Below are 18,263 nucleotides of genomic sequence, written 5' to 3'. Positions count from 1 at the left end.
AGAGTGGCTCTCTGACAGAGCGCAGGAAAAAAGAAGGCGACCACCAGGCCGCCTTCTTTTGTTTTCTGTCTGAAGATTACAGCCCGGCCACCGGTAACGATGCGGGAAGTACAGAAGAGATGTTATACCGGGTCTTCAGCCACTCAGCGACCCGGGCCTGTTGTTCCTCTGTCAGCCACATTCCCTGTTTTGTCCGGCGCCAGAGCGCATCCTGTGCCTCGTGAACCCATTCATGGTCGGCAAGATAGCGCAGTTCTGCCTCATAAAATTCATGACCGAAGTTTTCACCCAAATCCTCCAGGCGTTGTGCATCACCCAGAACCTTTTCCGTATTACTGCCATAGGTCCGGGCATAGTGCATAGCCATATTCGCGGTGATAAACGGATAGCGGCGGCGCAGGCTGGCGGCAAAGTCTTCACGGCTGCCGGAAAAATGCCCGCCGGGCAGCACACTTTCTTTGGTCCAGGCCGGTCCGGCCTTCGGATAATATTTCGCCAGCTTTTCCATCGCATGCTCAGCCAGTTTGCGGTACGTTGTCAGCTTGCCACCAAACACCGACAATAAGGGTGCCTTGCCATGCTCATCATGCACATCCAGCGTGTAATCGCGGGTGATTGCCTGAGGGGAGTCTGACTCATCGTCACATAACGGCCGGACACCGGAATAGGTCCAGACAATATCCTCGCGCGTCAGGTTATGGCGGAAATGGTCATTGAAGACCTTAAGCAGGTAATCCGTTTCGTTATCATCAATTTTCACATCTTTCGGATCGCCATGATATTCGACGTCGGTCGTGCCGATAATCGAAAACTCATTCATCCACGGGATCACGAACACGATGCGGTGATCCTCATTTTGCAGGATATAGGCTTCTTTCCCCTGGTGGACACGGGGGACCACGATATGACTGCCCTTGATTAATCGGATCCCGTAAGGCGATTTGAGCGCGAGACCGTTATCGAAGAATTCTTTCACCCATGGACCGGCAGCATTTACCAGACCTTTTGCCTGCCAGCGGAAGTGTTCCCCGCTGTCACTGTCCACGGCTTCGACGATCCATAAACCGTTTTCACGCCATGCGCGGGTCACCCGGGTACGGGTTCTGACTTCTCCCCCGTGGCTGACGACAGCCTGGGCATTCGCGACGACCATACGGGCATCATCCACCCAACAGTCTGAGTATTCAAAGCCACGATTAATTTCCGGTTTCAGTACTGAGTCTGCCCCGAAAGTGATCCCTTTACTGGCCGGCAGACTGGTCCGTTTCCCCAGATGATCATACAGAAATAATCCCGTACGGATCATCCACGCCGGGCGAAGGTGCGGGCGGTGCGGCAGACGGAAACGCATAGGAAAGGCGAGGTGGGGAGCCATTTTGAGTAAGACTTCCCGTTCGGCCAGCGCTTCACTGACCAGACGGAATTCATAATGTTCCAGATAGCGTAAACCACCATGAATGAGTTTCGAACTTGCAGAGGACGTCGCACAGGCAAAGTCCCGGGCTTCCAGTATCAGTACTGATAAGCCACGTCCCGCAGCATCTGCCGCAATTCCGGCACCATTGATGCCACCACCGATGACGATCAGATCTTTGGTTTCCACGTGCTTTCCTCCGGTGTTCGGAATAATCAGTCAATGTTCGTTTGCGAACATTATCATAGGCGAAAACAAACATTGATGCCAATATTTAACCTTATGAAAACATTTTAGCGTGATACAGATAACAAAACCGGATGACAATACAGCTGAAGCACGTGATTTATCGGATTATCGGGAGAACAAAGATCAGGTTACAATGTGCGGCTGTAAGCTGATTGATTAGAGAGAGTGATATGGAAACCTACGAGTGCATTAACGTTCTGCAGGCAATGGAGAAGTTACAACAGGGCGCTATCCTGGTTGATATTCGCGACCCGCAAAGTTTTGAAGCGGCACATGTTGCTGAGGCTTTCCATCTGACCAACGGAACTCTCAACAATTTTATGACAGAAGCGGAGTTTGACCAGCCGGTATTGGTACTTTGCTATCACGGCAACAGCAGTAAAGGTGCGGCTCAATATCTTATTAATCAGGGGTTTGATCAGGTATATAGTGTTGACGGCGGGTTTGATGCCTGGCGGACGGCGTTTCCTGCGCAAATCCGCACCGATAACAGTCAGGGATAATGTCCGGTACCGGGGATAGGTCATGAAATGTATTACGCAGTTTACGAACCCGCGAATGGCCCAGGCGTTTGTGGATTATATGGCAACCCGCGGCGTCAGGTTGCATATTGAACAGCAGCAAAACAGTTACCAGCTCTGGCTGGACGATGAAGATCAGCTGACATTAACGGAAAGTGAACTCAGTCAGTTTATGCGCGATCCCAATCATCCCCGCTATCAGGCCGCGAGCTGGAAAAGCGGGACGACACGGCTACGTATGGAGTACCCGCGGGGGCAGTTTCTGACCAACCTCCGTGAACGGGCCGGTCCGCTGACGATGAGTGTGATGATGATCTGCATCGTCGTGTTTGTTCTGATGCAGATTGTCGGTGATGAAACGGTCTTAAGCTGGCTGTCCTGGCCTGACGGGTCGGGGCAATATTTCCAGGTCTGGCGCTGGGTCAGCCATATATTCCTTCACTTTTCTTTGCTGCACATCGTCTTTAACCTGCTCTGGTGGTGGTATCTGGGCGGCGCGGTTGAGAAACGGCTGGGTAGCGGAAAATTGTTTGTGATCACCGTAATTTCAGCCTTACTGAGTGGCTGGATGCAAGCCAAATTCAGCGGGATCTGGTTCGGCGGTCTCTCCGGTGTGGTCTATGCACTGATGGGATATTGCTGGTTACGGGGCGAAAGAGACCCGCAGAGCGGAGTGTATCTGGAACGCGGATTAATTGTGTTCTCTATAGTGTGGCTGGTTGTCGGGTATTATGGGCTGTTCGGGATGGATATCGCCAATATGGCGCACTTCACGGGATTACTGGTGGGGCTGGCGATGGCGTTTGCCGATACTCAGTCCGCCAGAAAGCAGCGTTGATGATGAAGACAGAGGTCAGGGAAATCCTGCACAGGAGGGTAGAGTGAAGCAGACTCAGCGGCACGATGTCATTATTGAACTGGTCAAACGACAGGGATATGTCAGCACTGAAGAGCTGGTGGAACATTTCTCGGTCAGCCCGCAGACAATCCGACGGGATCTGAATGATCTTGCAGAACAGAACCAGATCCAGCGACATCACGGTGGCGCGGCTTTACCCTCCAGCGCCGAGAATACGGCATGGCATGATCGCCGGATGATGTATTCCGAAGAAAAAGCCAGTATTGCCCGCAGTGTTGCCGCGCAGATCCCCGAAGGGTCGACGCTGTTTATCGATATCGGTACCACGCCTGAAGCGGTGGCTCATGCGTTACTGAACCACAAGCATCTGCAGGTTGTGACCAATAACCTGAATGTGGCGATGTTGCTGATGGCAAAACCGGAGTTCAGAGTCATTGTGGCCGGCGGAGATGTCCGTACTCGGGATGGCGGGATCATCGGTGAAGCAACGATGGACTTTATCTCTCAGTTTCGGCTGGACTATGGCATTCTGGGGATCAGCGGTATTGATATGGATGGAACGTTACTGGAATTCGATTACCATGAGGTCAGGACGAAGCGTGCGATCATTGAAAATTCACGGAATGTCATCCTGGTCACCGACCATTCAAAATTTGGCCGGAATGCGATGGTGAATCTGGGGAATATCAGTATGCTGGACAGCCTGTACACGGACCGTAAGCCGCCGGAAGAACTACTCAGTGTTATCCGGCAGCATGATGTGCAGCTGGTGCTGTGCTGAGCGATTGAAATATCCACCGTTACCAAACGGTGGATAACACTTATCAGTAGTAAGAGTGTTCGCCTGGCTGGTGCTCGGTAAGGTCACGCACCCCTTTCAGTTCCGGGAAAGCGGCCAGCATCTCTTTTTCGATCCCTTCTTTCAGGGTGACATCTACCATGGAGCAGCCGTTGCATCCGCCACCGAACTGCAAAATCGCATAGCCGTCTTCGGTAATTTCCATCAGAGAGACTTTACCGCCGTGGCTGGCAAGCTGCGGGTTAATCTGTGCCTGTAACAGATACTCAACCCGATCAATTAACGGAGCATCATCTGCGACTTTACGCATTTTGGCATTTGGCGCTTTCAGCGTGAGCTGTGAACCCAGGTTATCTGTCACGAAGTCGATTTCAGCATCCTCAAGATAAGGTGCACTCAGTTCATCGACATACGCGGTCAGGCGCTCATAGTTAAGCTCTGTATCGGTACTTTCCACCGCATCGGGTGGGCAATAGGAAACACCACACTCTGCACTGGGCGTCCCCGGATTGATCACGAAAACACGAATCTGGGTGCCTTCTTCCTGTTTAGCGAGCAGTTTCGAAAAATGCTCCTGGGCAGTGTCAGTAATACGGATCATAGTATGGCTCAATAGTTGACTGAAACAGTGGGTAATAATACGCCCATCACCGTGACTCTACAAGGTGCGGCACAGGCACCAGACCTGCACACTGGCTGCCCCTGCACGGGTGAGCAATTGTGATATTTCACCTGCCGTGCTACCGGTGGTGACAACATCATCCACCAGCGCCACATGCTGTCCGGAAAAGCTGAATTCCGTGGCAAAGGCATGGCGCAGATTACGCTTTCTTTGCTGAATACTTAGCCGGTGTTGTAATGCCGTTTTCCGGGTACGGGTCAGTGCTTCCGGTGCATAATCGCAGGATAGCCAATGGGCTAAAGGTTGCGCGAGCAAGGCGGACTGATTAAATCCCCGTTGCCACCGCCGGTGCTTATTCAACGGCGAGCACACCACAATGTCCGGCTTTTTCAGACCACAGCTTCTGTGCTGCTGTAACCAGCTTAGCAAAATCAGTCTGGCAAACATCACCTGCAGTGCGGTACACCCTGAAAATTTAAACTTATGCAGTAACCGGCTGAGCGGCGGAAGATAATCACTGACACAGACCAGCCGGTGCCACGGCGGGGGATTGAGTAAACAGCGACCACAGGCGCCCGTATCCGGTGCTGCAGGCAAACCGCAGCGGTAGCACAGCGACGGGAGTGCGGGCAACCGGCGCTGGCAGGGACTGCAAATCCCGCGTTCCGGCGAGCACACGGGCAACTGGCATAGCCAGCAATTACCTTTTAATGTGAACATGTTAACCTCTCACTTTTAACCGGAGTACTTCATCATGTCGCTTTACTGGCACCGTTGCGGAGAAGGAAAAACGGATCTTGTGCTATTGCACGGCTGGGGTTTGAATGCCGAAGTATGGTCTGGTATCACGGAGAGATTAAGGCCCCATTTCCGTTTACATCTCGTCGACCTGCCTGGCTATGGTCGCAGTCAGGGTTATTCTGCGATGACGCTGGAGGAGATGGCCGGGGTATTACTGCCACATTTACCCGAAGATGCGATTATTGCTGGCTGGTCATTAGGTGGCCTGGTGGCGACCCGGCTGGTACAGACAGCACGACAGAAAGTGCGCGGGTTGATAACCCTCGCTTCCTCACCCTGTTTCAGTGAACGGGAGCAGTGGCCGGGGATTAAACCGACCGTGCTTGAGGGCTTCAGACAGCAACTCAGTCAGCATTTTGAAAAAACGGTCGAACGGTTTATGGCGCTACAGACGTTGGGAACCGGTACAGCCAGACAGGATGCCCGGCAACTCAGAGACGTCATTCTTTCGCAGCCGTTACCGCAAGCCGATGTGCTTAACGGAGGGCTGTCTATTCTGCAATCCGCAGACCTGCGTGGTGATCTGTCCGCTCTGAAGGTGCCGGTGCTGCGCATTTACGGGGCACTGGATGCGCTGGTGCCGGTAGCGATAGTGCCTGAGGTGGACCAGTATACCGGACACGGACAGTCACTGATCATTCCTAAGGCCGGACACGCACCTTTCATTTCTCATCCTGACCTCTTTTGCCAGCAGGTGCTGGATTTTTCATCTGATTTGTAAAAATTTGACCTTGTGCATTGCCTGTTTTTTAAACATTCGCGCATACTTTGGTCGGACAACATCCTTACCTCTGTTGTCGGACAGCCCCTGACATTTTCTCCCGTGTCAGGGGTTGCCTGTTTTTACGCATTTTATAAAATCATAAAATAAGAGGCTTACCCTATGAATATGTTGAAGTTTGCAGTAACTGCGTTCGTCGCGGGTACCGTGTCTTTTTCTGCATTGGCGGCAGAAGAGGTTACGAAAGCGGAAGTCAGCCGCCAGCATCTGGAAAAAATAGGCACGGTGACGACCACCTCAAAAGCCACTGCTCCGATAGATGCCAAAGCTGAGCTGTCCAGACTGGCTGATGAAAAGGGAGGGCGCTACTTCAGGGTGATTGCCGGACGTGAGCATGGCCGTATCAGTGCCACGGCAGAAGTCTATAAGTAATCTGTTTTGCACAGGCTGCCTTCGGGCGGTCTGTGCTGCACCATTTATCTTCTGATGCGGACAGGCTGGCCTCAGGGTGTATTTTTCCTGCCTGCAGTTGCATACTTTCAGACAGATTCAATGTCTGCCGGCCGTTTGCCGGGATCCCGTATTAACCATCAGAAGGTCAGATATGAGCCAGGTCATAACAGTTATTGCATCAATTACCGCAACACCAGGTGAAGAGAAAGTGGTTGCTGAAGCCTTAAAAACGGCTGAGAGAGAAGTGCAGGGTGAGCCCGGGTGTGAATCTTATGTACTCCATCAAAATATCAGTAAGCCGCAGCAATTTATTATGCTCGAGCGCTGGAGCTCACGTCAGCACCTGGATGAACATGAGAAAGCCCCGGCATTTCAGAAGCTGGCAGCAGCGCTGAATAACCGTGCCTCGCTGGACGTTGTTCTTTCGCAGGAAGTCAGTGCGGACTGAATTGCGGAAAAAAGCTCCCGGGACGGGAGCTTTTCAGATTAGCGTTTTTTGCCAAACGCAGCGGCCAGAGCATCTTCCATTGCGCTGTTGCCTGTGGCTTTAGGTCGTGTTTTACCGGCATTCTGGCGGGCTGCAGGGCGTGGCTGACCGGCGGGTGCGGCACTGCCTCCCGGTCTGCGTGTTTCGCCTGCTTGCTCATCCAGACGCATTGTCAGGGCGATACGCTTACGTTGCAGGTCGATATCTATGACCTTAACCTTGACGATATCTCCGGCCTTCACGACCTTGTGCGGGTCGTCGACAAATTTATCCGACAGGGACGAGATATGTACCAGACCGTCCTGGTGAACGCCGATATCCACAAAAGCCCCGAAGTTAGTCACATTGGTGACCGAGCCTTCCAGTACCATCCCCGGCAGTAAGTCTGCCATCGTATCGATACCTTCGGCAAAAGTCGCTGTTTTGAATTCAGGACGGGGATCCCGGCCCGGTTTTTCAAGCTCTTTCAGGATATCGTTAACGGTCGGTAACCCGAAACGCTCATCGGTAAACTCTGAAGGTTTCAGGGCATGAACCGCCTGGCTGTTACCCATTAGTTCCTGCAGGCTCTGTGCGGTTGCCTGCAAAATGCGCTCAACCACCGGATAGGCTTCCGGGTGAACGGTGGAGGCATCCAGCGCGTTTTCACCCTGGCTGATCCGCAAAAATCCGGCACACTGCTCAAAGGCTTTTGGCCCCAGACGGCTGACTTTCAGTAACTGCTTACGGTTTATGAAACGACCATTTTCATCCCGCCAGTCGACAATATTCTGTGCCATCATCCGGCTCAGCCCGGCAACCCGGGTCAGCAGGGGAACGGATGCCGTATTCAGGTCAACACCGACGGCGTTAACACAGTCTTCTACCACAGCATCCAGTTTTTTCGCCAGCTGACTCTGACTGACATCATGCTGATACTGCCCGACCCCGATGGATTTAGGCTCAATCTTCACCAGCTCAGCTAACGGGTCCTGTAAGCGGCGGGCAATGGAAACCGCGCCACGCAGCGACACATCCAGATCTGGGAACTCAAGGGCGGCCAGTTCAGAAGCAGAGTACACTGAAGCGCCTGCTTCGCTGACGATCACCTTCTGAGCCGTAACCTGCGGATACTGTTTCTGCAGTTCGAGGAAGAATCGTTCGGTCTCGCGGGAGGCAGTACCATTACCTATCGCGACCAGTTCAACCTGATAGCGGGTACATAACGCGGCCACACTGGCTGCGGCTTTGGCCGCCTGACCGGTGTGCGGATAGACTGTATCGGTCGCTACCAGTTTACCGGTGGCATCGACAACGGCGACTTTTACGCCGGTACGCAGGCCGGGATCGAGACCCATGGTCGGGCGCATACCCGCCGGTGCGGCCATCAGCAGATCATTCAGGTTACGGGCAAAGACATTGATCGCTTCATCTTCAGCGCGCTCCCTGAGTGTTCCCATCAGTTCGGTTTCCAGATGCAGCAGGATTTTGATCCGCCATGTCCAGCTGATGACGGCTTTTCTCCAGCGGTCCGCTGCCGCATTATTGAAAATGACCTGCAGATGTTCTGCTATCAGTGTCTCGCCATAACTTTCCCGCGGTGGTTCATCGCTTTGCGGATCCGGGTTCAGAGAAAGCTGCAGGATACCTTCGTTACGCCCGCGGAACATAGCCAGCGCGCGGTGAGAAGGGATTGATGACAACAGTTCGTGGTGATCAAAGTAGTCGCGAAATTTCGCGCCTTCTTCTTCCTTGCCTTCCACAACTTTTGACACCAGATGAGCATTCTTAGACAGATAATGACGTACTTTCGCCAGCAGTACGGCATCTTCCGCAAACTTTTCCATCAGTATATAACGGGCGCCGTCCAGCGCTGCGCGGGTATCCGCGATACCTTTATCTGCATCAACATAAGACTGCGCCGCGCTCTCAGGGTCCTGATCCGGCTGCTGCCATAACAGGGTCGCGAGGGGTTCCAGACCGGCTTCAATGGCTATCTGTCCACGGGTGCGGCGCTTCGGTTTATAAGGGAGATAGAGATCTTCGAGTTCCGTCTTACTCAGGGTGGTGTTCAGCGCATCGGAAAGCTCCGGTGTCAGCTTACCCTGTTCCTCAATGGAGCGGAGAATGGTCTGGCGGCGATCTTCGAGCTCACGGAGATAACTCAGCCTGGATTCTAACTGGCGTAGCTGTGTATCATCCAGCCCGCCCGTGACTTCTTTACGATAGCGTGCAATAAATGGCACGGTATTCCCTTCGTCCAACAGATGCACAGCAGAATTGACCTGCTCTGCACGCACCTGAAGTTCACCGGCAATAATTTGGCTTAGCGAATTTTTCATCTTTAGCATCAGATTTCTGCGAGGTTGGTTTCCAGCGGACAGTTATACGGACTGAGCCGTTAAAATGCCAGTAGCGCCGCTGCCTTTGGGCTATATTCCTAATCTGCGTCCGGGTACAGGATCTCGTTAATATACCAGGTGGCAATGCCGGCCGGTGTTTCTACCTGTGCGGCATCGCCGGCCTCTTTTTTAAGCAAGGCTCTGGCCATCGGAGAGTCGATCGAAATATAGTCTTTACGGCCAAAAATCTCGTCATAGCCCACAATGCGAAAAGATTTAATCTCACCGCGATCATTTTCGACCTCAACCTGTGCGCCAAAGAAGACTTTTCCCTGTTGCTGCGGGGAGTAATCGACAATACGTAACGCTTCCAGGCTTTTTCTCAGATACCGGACTCTGCGGTCAATCTCTCTGAGCCGCTTTTTGTTATACTGATAATCGGCATTTTCACTGCGATCACCCAGGCTGGCAGCCCAGGTCACCTTTTTGGTGACTTCCGGACGTTCCTCGCGCCAAAGGTAGTCAAGTTCCTGTTTTAATTTGTTATAGCCTTCGCGTGTAATCAGTGGCGTTCTCATTCCGCTTCCCGTAACAGTCAATAAATGTCAGTCATTGTCAGTGTATGTCGCTTATACGGGTGTAAAAGTCCGGTTTATAGATTGGATAACCCGAAATTCACCGTACTGCGCGTAAAACAGCCATTATCGTCCGTGAAGAAATCCGGAAGAAAAGGTTGAGGAATTTCAACAGACTCCACGGGCATCGGGCGATAAAAACGGAGTTAACTTGCTGTTTAATATGCTTTGTAACAATTTCGGCTAGAATATAAACCATTATAAACTGTCACTGTAATATATCTTTTTTAACAATACAGCATCAGGCAATTGTGCCTTTGGGAGTGAAGAAATGCAGGAAAATTACAAAGTTCTGGTCGTTGATGATGATATGCGACTGCGCGCATTGCTGGAAAGATATCTGACCGAGCAGGGTTTCCAGGTTCGCAGCGTAGCGAATGCCGAACAGATGGATCGTTTACTGACCCGTGAATCCTTCCACCTGATGGTACTTGATTTGATGCTGCCGGGCGAAGATGGCCTTTCTATCTGTCGCCGTTTACGCAGCCAAAGTAACCCGATGCCGATTATTATGGTGACGGCCAAAGGTGAAGAAGTGGATCGTATTGTCGGGCTGGAAATCGGTGCTGACGATTATATCCCTAAACCGTTTAACCCGCGTGAACTGCTGGCCCGTATCCGCGCCGTATTGCGTCGCCAGGCGAATGAACTGCCGGGCGCACCGTCGCAGGAAGAAGCCGTTATCGCCTTTGGTAAGTTTAAACTGAACCTCGGCACCCGCGAAATGTTCCGTGAAGATGAACCTATGCCATTAACCAGTGGTGAGTTCGCGGTACTGAAAGCGCTGGTCAGCCACCCGCGTGAGCCGTTATCCCGCGACAAGCTGATGAATCTGGCCCGTGGCCGTGAATACAGTGCGATGGAACGTTCTATTGATGTTCAGATTTCACGTCTGCGCCGTATGGTAGAAGAAGACCCGGCACACCCGCGGTATATCCAGACCGTCTGGGGCCTGGGGTATGTGTTTGTGCCGGACGGCAGTAAAGCATGAAGCGATTCCGCTTCTCGCCACGGAGCTCCTTTGCCCGTACGCTGTTATTGATCGTGACTTTACTGTTTGTCAGTCTGGTCACGACGTATCTGGTGGTGCTGAATTTTGCGATTTTGCCGAGTCTTCAGCAGTTTAATAAGGTTCTGGCGTATGAAGTCAGAATGCTGATGACCGATAAGCTGCAGCTGGAAGATGGCACGCAGTTAGAAGTTCCGCCGGCTTTTCGTCGGGAAATCTATCGGGAATTAGGTATTTCACTGTATACCAATGCAGCGGCAGAGGAAGGCGGGTTACGCTGGGCACAGCATTATGAATTTCTGAGTGATCAGATGGCGCAGCAACTGGGCGGGCCGACCGATGTCCGGGTGGAGGTCAATAAGAACTCTCCTGTGGTCTGGCTGAAGACCTGGTTATCTCCCGATATCTGGGTGCGTGTCCCTTTGACGGAAATTCATCAGGGAGATTTCTCCCCGCTGTTCCGCTATACCCTGGCCATTATGCTGCTGGCGATTTGCGGAGCCTGGTTATTTATCCGTATGCAGAACCGGCCATTGGTGGAACTGGAAAATGCTGCTCTGCAGGTGGGACAGGGGATTATACCGCCGCCGTTAAGAGAATATGGCGCATCGGAAGTACGCTCGGTGACCCGGGCGTTTAATCAGATGGCTGCCGGGATTAAACAACTGGCTGATGACCGTACTTTGCTCATGGCAGGAGTCAGCCATGACCTCCGGACACCGCTGACACGTATTCGTCTGGCGACGGAGATGATGGGCGAAGAAGAAAAGTATCTTTCCGAATCCATCAACAAAGATATTGAAGAATGTAATGCCATTATCGAACAGTTTATCGATTATCTGCGTACCGGGCAGGAAATGCAGACAGAACGTGTCGATCTGAATACGGTACTCGGAGAAGTGGTCGCTGCCGAAAGCGGTTATGAGCGCGAGATAGAAAATGCCGTGATGGACAGTGAACTTCTGCTGGATATCAATCCGCTGTCTGTTAAACGAGCTGTGGCGAATATGGTGGTGAATGCTGCCCGCTATGGTAATGGCTGGATCAAAGTCAGTAGCGGTCGTGAGCTGAACCGGGCCTGGTTTCAGGTAGAAGATAATGGTCCCGGGATTGAACCGGAGCAAATTGAACATCTGCTTCAGCCTTTTGTCCGCGGTGACAGTGCCCGCAGTACCAGCGGGACAGGATTAGGGCTGGCTATCGTCCAGCGGATTATCGATGCACACCGGGGTGAGCTGGAAATCGGCAGAAGTGAACAGGGCGGGTTGCGTATCCGGGCCTGGTTACCGGTGCCGGTTACGGAACCGCCGGTGGTGAATACCGCCACTCATTAAGTGTACGGAACAGACAGGGTGGGTCACCCTGTCTGTGACGGTGAATTAATCGGGCACCGGACCGGCATGTACCAGTGCCTGACCGGTGGCCGTATCCGTATATTGTACGAAATTATCAATAAACTTCTGTGCCAGTATCCCGGCCTGGGTTCGCCATTCGCTCTCTGATGCCCAGCTATTCCTCGGGTCAAGTAGTGAACTCTCTACATTTTTCAGCCTCAGAGGCATCTGCAGGTTAAATACCGGCAATACCTGCATCGGAGCTTGCCGTAATTCATCGTTAAGAATGGCATTGATCAACGCCCGCGTGTTTTTCAGCGATATACGCTGACCCTGACCATTCCAGCCGGTATTGACCAGATAGGCTTCTGCGCCTGCGGCCTGCATTCGCTTCAGAAGCACTTCTGCATAACGGGTCGGATGCAGGGTAAGAAAGGCCGCCCCGAAGCAGGCCGAGAACGTGGGGAGCGGTCTGACAATTCCCCGTTCTGTCCCGGCGAGTTTGGCCGTGAAGCCGGACAAAAAATGATACTGGGTTTGCTCCGGTGTCAGCCGTGATACCGGGGGTAAAATCCCGAAGGCATCGGCAGTGAGAAAAATAACCTTACGGGCATGCCCGGCTTTGGAAAGCGGGGTCACGATATTCTCAATATGGCTGAGAGGATAAGAGACCCGGGTATTTTCAGTTTTCGAGGCATCGGCAAAATCAATGCGGCCATCGGCGAGGACAACGACGTTCTCCAGCAGAGCATCACGGCGGATGGCCTGGTAGATTTCCGGCTCGGCCTGCGGACAAAGATTAATGGTTTTTGCATAGCACCCGCCTTCAAAGTTGAAGACGCCTTCATCATCCCAGCCGTGTTCATCATCACCGATCAACTGTCGGGCCGGATCGGTTGAGAGAGTGGTTTTCCCGGTACCGGACAGGCCGAAGAATACGGCCACATCGCCCTGTTTACCCACATTAGCGGAACAGTGCATAGAGGCAATATTCTTCAAAGGCAGTAAATAATTCATGACGGCAAACAAGCCTTTCTTCATCTCGCCGCCATACCAGGTGCCCCCGATAAGCTGAATACGCTCGGTCAGATTAAATGCCACAAAATTTTCAGAATTCAGCCCCTGAGACTGCCAGTACGGATTGGTACATTTTGACGCATTCAGGACCACAAAGTCCGGGGTAAACTGTGCCAGTTCTTCCTCGTCCGGTTGGATAAACATATTTTTGACGAAGTGAGCCTGCCATGCCACTTCTGTCACAAAGCGTACACTGAGGCGGCTGTTGGCATTGGCGCCGCAGAAGGCATCTGTCACGAACAGACGTTTACCGGAAAGCTGATCGGTCACGCAACGTTTTAGTGCCTGCCAGGTGTCCACGCTGAGCGGCTGATTGCCGCTGCTGCCCTGTGCAGTGTCACTCCACCAGAGATTGTCGCGGGTTGTCTCATCGCGGACGATGTATTTATCTTTCGGAGAGCGGCCGGTAAAAATACCGGTATCTACCGCAACGGCACCGTTACTGGTCAGTATCCCCCGCTCAAAGCCCTGTAATTCCGGGCGGAGTTCTTCGTTAAACAGGGTTGTGTAGTCCGGGTTATAAATAATGCAGGGGGTATGCTGAATACCTAACGATGAGAGATCGGGCAACTTCCCATTACTGGAAGACATGTGTCTGCTCCTTTCGAACCTGGGTCTGCAAGTGGATATGCCGCGGCCAGAGGCAACGATAATCATTCCGGAAGAATATCAGCCTGAGAGTTACGGGCAGTGTACACAGCGGATCATCAAGGCAGGAAGGAGGTCCGGGGAAAAGTGTGAAGCGGGTTATACTTCGCTGTAATGACTACCCTTTCTTTCAACAGAAAAGGTAGCCCTGCAGCGATACCGGTGACGCCGGCCTCAGCAGATAAGGCCGGCGTTTCGTGATCAGTGGACGGAGTTGTTACCTGCGAGTGCATTAGTGCGGATGTTTTCCACATCGACCGCATCATAAATGTAATGAGTGCCACAGTAGTCACAATGCATATCGATCTTGCCATCTTCGGCAAGGATCTCATCGATCTCATTAGCCGCCACGGTTTTCAGTACATCGCCACAACGCTCACGTGAACAGGTACATTTGAATTCAACCGAAACCGGGTCAAAGACTGACACCTCTTCCTGGTGATAAAGACGCCATAACACGTCGGTAGCCGATAATGAGGTCAGCTCTTCTGCCTTGATGGTCTCAGCCAGCGTCACCAGGTGTTCAAACTCCTCGTTACCGGCACCGTGGGACGGCAGAACCTGAAGCAGGATACCGCCGGCCCCCCGGGCGTCCTGGCGGATAATAAGCCGGGTAGGTAACTGCTCTGAACGGGCAAAGTAGTCTTCCAGGCACTCAGCAATCGTCTCACCTTCCAGCCCGACCACGCCCTGATAACGTTCGCCTTTCGCCGGAGTGATGGTAATGATCAGATACCCATTCCCGGCCATCTCTTTCAGTGTTGCGCCGTCAGCAATATCACCACGCATACGGGCAACACCGCGAAGCTGCTGATGATTGTTACCATTGACCACCGCCATCGACAGAGGACCGTCTCCCTGCAACTGAACAGTGATGTCGCCTTCAAATTTCAGTGTCGCGGTCATCAGACTGGTCGCGACCAGCAACTCGCCCAGTAACGCCTGCACCGGCTGCGGGTAGTCATGACCCTGCAGGATATCCTGCAGAGTCTGTGAAACGTTCACGAGCTCGCCGCGAACCTCGGCATTGTTAAAAATGAAGCGATGAAGCTGATCGTGTACAGGCATAAGTGTCTCTCTTTGGGGACGGGAGATTATTCATCGCCCGTTAATTTAAATTTTATCAGATGGCGGCGTTCTTTTTTATCCGGCCGTCTGTCAGGGTGAGGCATCGTCAATGCATGGAGTTTCCGTGCAACGGCCTGAGCCTCACGTTTTTCGATACTTTCCGGCGTTTCGCGATAAAGAAGACTGGCATCCGTCGCGCTGCCTCGTTGCCCGGCGATGCCGGTGATCACCACGGTACGCAGGTCATTTCCCTGACGTAACACCAGCTCAGCGTTGAGCTCGACATGTTTGCCGGGTTTAGTGCGTTGTCCGTTGTAATGGACTTTTCCGCCTTCAATCATTTCTCTGGCGATGGCCCGGGTCTTATAAAAACGGGCTGCCCATAGCCATTTATCCAGCCTGACCTCCTGCGGGGGCATTTTTGGTTTCATGCTGGCTCCTGTTATCAGAATCACCGGCGACCTGCGCCTGGCAGAGTGCCATTAATGTGGGTGACCGCCCTGTGCCGGAATTGAGTAGATATGGGTGAATACAGATAATTCAAGGCAGAAGGGGGACGCTACAGATGACAGTATCTTCCGTGCAGCACAAACCAGTGAGGTATCATTATAACGTACTTCCGGCCGGAAGTATTGCGTCGCCAGTACCCGGAAATGCTGTAGTAACGGTCATGTTATGGCTCCCGGGGGAGATGACCGTTAACTCCATAGAAATGGCTGAAGCGGCTATCCGGGATCAGAAAAGCGACCGGGGCTCATGTCCGCTGCCCAGGGTCGGATTAAAGCATTTATCGTAATACTGCTGAATGGCTATCTTTCGCTGGTAGTCTTTACGCATTCCACGGAAGGCAAGAACTGCGTTCACCAGCAGGCAGAGCACCAATACTACCAGGAAGAGCGATGTCCCGAGATAACGCCAGAGAGAGATCCCGCCCGGCTCTTCATGTAACGAGACATGGGTCGTGCCGTTAGCATCGACAGAGAGTGCAGTAATGATACCGGACGCGGTAAAAGGGGTATGGAGTAACATCGCGGAAATGCGCTGTAGCTCATTCCATTGTTCGGGTGCACTGAGATCAAATAAAGAGACATCCGGCTGCGGCTGCCTGACCAGTTGCCGGCCCTGGTCACTGATCAACAGGTAGCCCCCCGGCGGCGGGCTGTTCAGGGTTTCTATCGCTTTACGTGTTTCACTGGTAAAAAACGTTGCCGCAGCGCTGTTGACCAGATTCTCCAGCATGCCGGCACTGACCGGACGCAACAGGACATTGACCCCATTCAGCTGACCGGATTTCGCACGGGTTACCAGGGATGACCAGTCTTTTGCATTGCCCAGATTGACCAGCGCATTTTTCAGACGGACGCAGTCCATCGCCTGACCACAGAGCTGATGGGTTTTCAGTACAATATCGGCGAAGTCATCCAGCAGGATCATCCCCGATTTCTGAATCGCTAATGCCAGCTGGGGATTAATTTTTAAATCGTCGATGGAGTCAGGATGCAGTTGCCGCTGGACGGTATCCAGCAGTGCCATGGTTTCATCAATGATCTCAGATTGCGGCAATGGAAGAGGGGAGGCGTTATTCCAGTATATGGCCGAGCAGTCAAAGGGCATATAGCCATAACTACGGTTCCCCTGGTAACTGCCCGGGACCGAGCACATTCCGTCGCCTTTGACATCCAGTAAATCTCCCACCTGTAATTTCATGGCAGACAACTGCTTCAGTGAGGTCACTTCAATTCGCTGAGTCCCCTGCAACCAGGCCATACTGAGTTTGAAAGGCATCCCCAGCGGGACCCAGCTCGCCATCATGAGCAATACCAGTAATGCGCCGCCGGCCAGAACAGCATTTTTACGCCAGCGTTGGATCGGAAATTCGCGGCATTCGTCGTGCAATGACAGAAATCTGCCCTGACGGATCACCCGGCGTTCGGTATCGATATCGATTTCGGTCACTTTCCCCAGGTCGTGCTGAATATAGGGCATCCAGTAGTCGGGATAGTGCAGATCGATAACGCCCAGCGAAATATTACTTTGTTCCTGATTCGATTCCCCGAAAAGCCCCCAGCGTTTGGGCAACCCACGCATACAGTGGATTTCTTTAAAATCACTGAGTCTGGCAGGGCGGAACATACTCCACAGGCATCCGGAGATGACTAACAGTGACGGTACGACCAGCCATAACAGCAGCCCCGGGGGCACAAGCTGACTCAGGAACAGGATCAGTAGTGCCAGACAGATAATAAAGGCTTCCGGGGTTCCGTCGGGCCTGGAAAGCTGGTGTTCTTCCGGTGTTTCTCTGCGTATCTGCAGCAGCTCAATATTACTGCTTTTCTCTTTACGGATAGAGGCCGGGGAGTTCAGTGGCAGATGAGGGAGGCTCTCGGAGGTCTCCTGAAAATAGTCAGCCAGCTGATGCCCGTTAAGTGCAATGACCAGTAAAATATTCCCGGCGGGGATCAGTTCAATGGTGTTTTCTGCCGTAATGAATTGTTCCCACAAGGGCGGCAGATGGATCTCAATGGTATCGAGATAATATCGCCATTGCTGGGGGGAACTGGTGGACAGCCCGTAGCGCGTTATCGGATAAGTGAGGGAGTAGACCTTATGACTGCGTAGCGTAAAAACCGGTTCTTTACTGACATTGGGGCGATTGAACAGCGCAAGAATAGGATGGCGTGATGATGATATAGCTGACAGGTACGCAACCGCGGCTTGCTTTTCTTCTGAAGAGAGAGGACGTTTGGTTGCAGGGATCAATAAAGTCAGCCTCTCCGGAAAGAAGCGGTACCTTCTGAAATAAATCATTGAAGCACCAGCTAATAATATTGCTAATGCTAAAATCGTAATCATCATACCCATGTAATGTTCAGCCTGGCTACAGAGAACTCCGCGGAAGTTATTTACTCCGGAAAAGATAATAAAAGATGATTCTCAGTTGCACCGGGTACCGGCCCGGTGTGCGCGACTACTGCCGCGAATGATGACCCTTTTCGCCTTCAGCTTAGTGCTGCTGAGTCATTGATTAAAGTCAGATTTCGCTCGTCACTATTCTACTGCGCGCCGCACAATAAGGGTATCGGTCTAATCTTAATATTCATATCTTATATGATCTGCCAGCGGGGGAGATAATGCCTGACCCTGCCACTCCTGTGAAGGACTGAACCGGGTATTTGAGCTACAGGGTGAGCTGTGGTTCAATACGATCAGTTAGTCTGCAGGTTCATTACCGCTGCTCATTCCAA

17 protein-coding genes are annotated in these 18,263 nt (G+C 52.4%); 8 read left to right on the top strand and 9 right to left on the bottom strand.

Annotated elements, in window-relative coordinates:
- Window positions 1-76 precede the first annotated feature (76 nt).
- Entirely contained in the window at window positions 77-1,603 is a 1,527-nt protein-coding gene (gene glpD, locus JK223_RS07300) for a glycerol-3-phosphate dehydrogenase (protein WP_212713536.1), read from the bottom strand.
- Between the two features lie 230 nt (window positions 1,604-1,833).
- Here glpD and glpE point away from each other — a divergent pair, with 230 nt between their 5' ends.
- The 3 genes from glpE to JK223_RS07285 are packed head-to-tail and all read left to right on the top strand — an operon-like array spanning window position 1,834 to window position 3,824.
- On the top strand, window positions 1,834-2,166 hold the full coding sequence (gene glpE, locus JK223_RS07295; RefSeq protein WP_212713535.1) for a thiosulfate sulfurtransferase GlpE: 333 nt from the start codon (window positions 1,834-1,836) through the stop codon (window positions 2,164-2,166).
- A gap of 22 nt (window positions 2,167-2,188) precedes the next feature.
- On the top strand, window positions 2,189-3,022 hold the full coding sequence (gene glpG, locus JK223_RS07290) for a rhomboid family intramembrane serine protease GlpG (RefSeq protein WP_212713534.1): 834 nt from the start codon (window positions 2,189-2,191) through the stop codon (window positions 3,020-3,022).
- Window positions 3,023-3,065: 43 nt separating this feature from the next.
- On the top strand, window positions 3,066-3,824 hold the full coding sequence (locus JK223_RS07285; RefSeq protein ID WP_212713533.1) for a DeoR/GlpR family transcriptional regulator: 759 nt from the start codon (window positions 3,066-3,068) through the stop codon (window positions 3,822-3,824).
- A 43-nt stretch (window positions 3,825-3,867) separates the two neighbouring features.
- Here JK223_RS07285 and nfuA read toward each other — a convergent pair whose 3' ends face one another.
- The gene (nfuA, locus tag JK223_RS07280) at window positions 3,868-4,443 is read right to left on the bottom strand and encodes a Fe-S biogenesis protein NfuA (RefSeq protein ID WP_025901508.1); all 576 of its coding nucleotides are present in this window, start codon (window positions 4,441-4,443) and stop codon (window positions 3,868-3,870) included.
- Window positions 4,444-4,500: 57 nt separating this feature from the next.
- A complete protein-coding gene (gene gntX, locus JK223_RS07275) occupies window positions 4,501-5,184 on the bottom strand; it encodes a DNA utilization protein GntX (protein ID WP_212713532.1) in 684 nt (227 codons plus the stop codon).
- A gap of 31 nt (window positions 5,185-5,215) precedes the next feature.
- Here gntX and bioH point away from each other — a divergent pair, with 31 nt between their 5' ends.
- The 3 genes from bioH (at window position 5,216) to JK223_RS07260 (ending at window position 6,887) form a co-directional block, all read left to right on the top strand.
- Window positions 5,216-5,986, top strand: coding sequence for a pimeloyl-ACP methyl ester esterase BioH (gene bioH / locus JK223_RS07270; RefSeq protein WP_212713658.1), 771 nt, complete (start codon window positions 5,216-5,218; stop codon window positions 5,984-5,986).
- A 162-nt stretch (window positions 5,987-6,148) separates the two neighbouring features.
- Window positions 6,149-6,418, top strand: coding sequence for a DUF1471 domain-containing protein (locus tag JK223_RS07265; RefSeq protein ID WP_212713531.1), 270 nt, complete (start codon window positions 6,149-6,151; stop codon window positions 6,416-6,418).
- 172 nt (window positions 6,419-6,590) lie between these two features.
- Entirely contained in the window at window positions 6,591-6,887 is a 297-nt protein-coding gene (locus tag JK223_RS07260) for a putative quinol monooxygenase (protein WP_212713530.1), read from the top strand.
- A gap of 38 nt (window positions 6,888-6,925) precedes the next feature.
- Here the strand turns inward: JK223_RS07260 and JK223_RS07255 are convergent, their stop codons facing one another.
- Together JK223_RS07255 and greB are read right to left on the bottom strand one after the other, a co-directional pair.
- Window positions 6,926-9,247: a Tex family protein gene (locus tag JK223_RS07255; RefSeq protein WP_212713657.1), complete on the bottom strand. Its 2,322-nt coding sequence runs from the start codon at window positions 9,245-9,247 to the stop codon at window positions 6,926-6,928.
- A 98-nt stretch (window positions 9,248-9,345) separates the two neighbouring features.
- Window positions 9,346-9,825, bottom strand: a complete 480-nt coding sequence (greB, locus tag JK223_RS07250) for a transcription elongation factor GreB (protein ID WP_212713529.1) — start codon at window positions 9,823-9,825, stop codon at window positions 9,346-9,348.
- 328 nt (window positions 9,826-10,153) lie between these two features.
- Between greB and ompR the strand changes: the two genes are divergently transcribed.
- Both ompR and envZ read left to right on the top strand, forming a co-directional pair.
- Window positions 10,154-10,873, top strand: coding sequence for a two-component system response regulator OmpR (gene ompR, locus JK223_RS07245; RefSeq protein ID WP_025901501.1), 720 nt, complete (start codon window positions 10,154-10,156; stop codon window positions 10,871-10,873).
- A complete protein-coding gene (gene envZ / locus JK223_RS07240) occupies window positions 10,870-12,225 on the top strand; it encodes a two-component system sensor histidine kinase EnvZ (protein ID WP_212713528.1) in 1,356 nt (451 codons plus the stop codon). Before ompR ends, envZ begins: the two co-directional genes overlap by 4 nt.
- A 45-nt stretch (window positions 12,226-12,270) precedes the next feature.
- Here the strand turns inward: envZ and pckA are convergent, their stop codons facing one another.
- From pckA to JK223_RS07220, 4 genes are all read right to left on the bottom strand, one after another.
- Window positions 12,271-13,893, bottom strand: coding sequence for a phosphoenolpyruvate carboxykinase (ATP) (gene pckA / locus JK223_RS07235; protein ID WP_212713527.1), 1,623 nt, complete (start codon window positions 13,891-13,893; stop codon window positions 12,271-12,273).
- 258 nt (window positions 13,894-14,151) lie between these two features.
- Complete coding sequence (gene hslO, locus JK223_RS07230; RefSeq protein ID WP_212713526.1) at window positions 14,152-15,018, bottom strand: Hsp33 family molecular chaperone HslO; 867 nt, start codon at window positions 15,016-15,018, stop codon at window positions 14,152-14,154.
- Between the two features lie 26 nt (window positions 15,019-15,044).
- Entirely contained in the window at window positions 15,045-15,449 is a 405-nt protein-coding gene (gene hslR / locus JK223_RS07225; RefSeq protein ID WP_212713525.1) for a ribosome-associated heat shock protein Hsp15, read from the bottom strand.
- A gap of 304 nt (window positions 15,450-15,753) precedes the next feature.
- A complete protein-coding gene (locus JK223_RS07220) occupies window positions 15,754-17,880 on the bottom strand; it encodes an IgaA/UmoB family intracellular growth attenuator (protein WP_212713524.1) in 2,127 nt (708 codons plus the stop codon).
- Between the last annotated feature and the right edge of the window lie 383 nt (window positions 17,881-18,263).

Source organism: Tatumella sp. JGM118, from assembly GCF_018257515.1.
GTDB lineage: Bacteria > Pseudomonadota > Gammaproteobacteria > Enterobacterales > Enterobacteriaceae > Tatumella > Tatumella terrea.
Note: the sequence above shows the minus strand (reverse complement) of the source record. Positions and strands in the feature narration are given on the sequence as shown.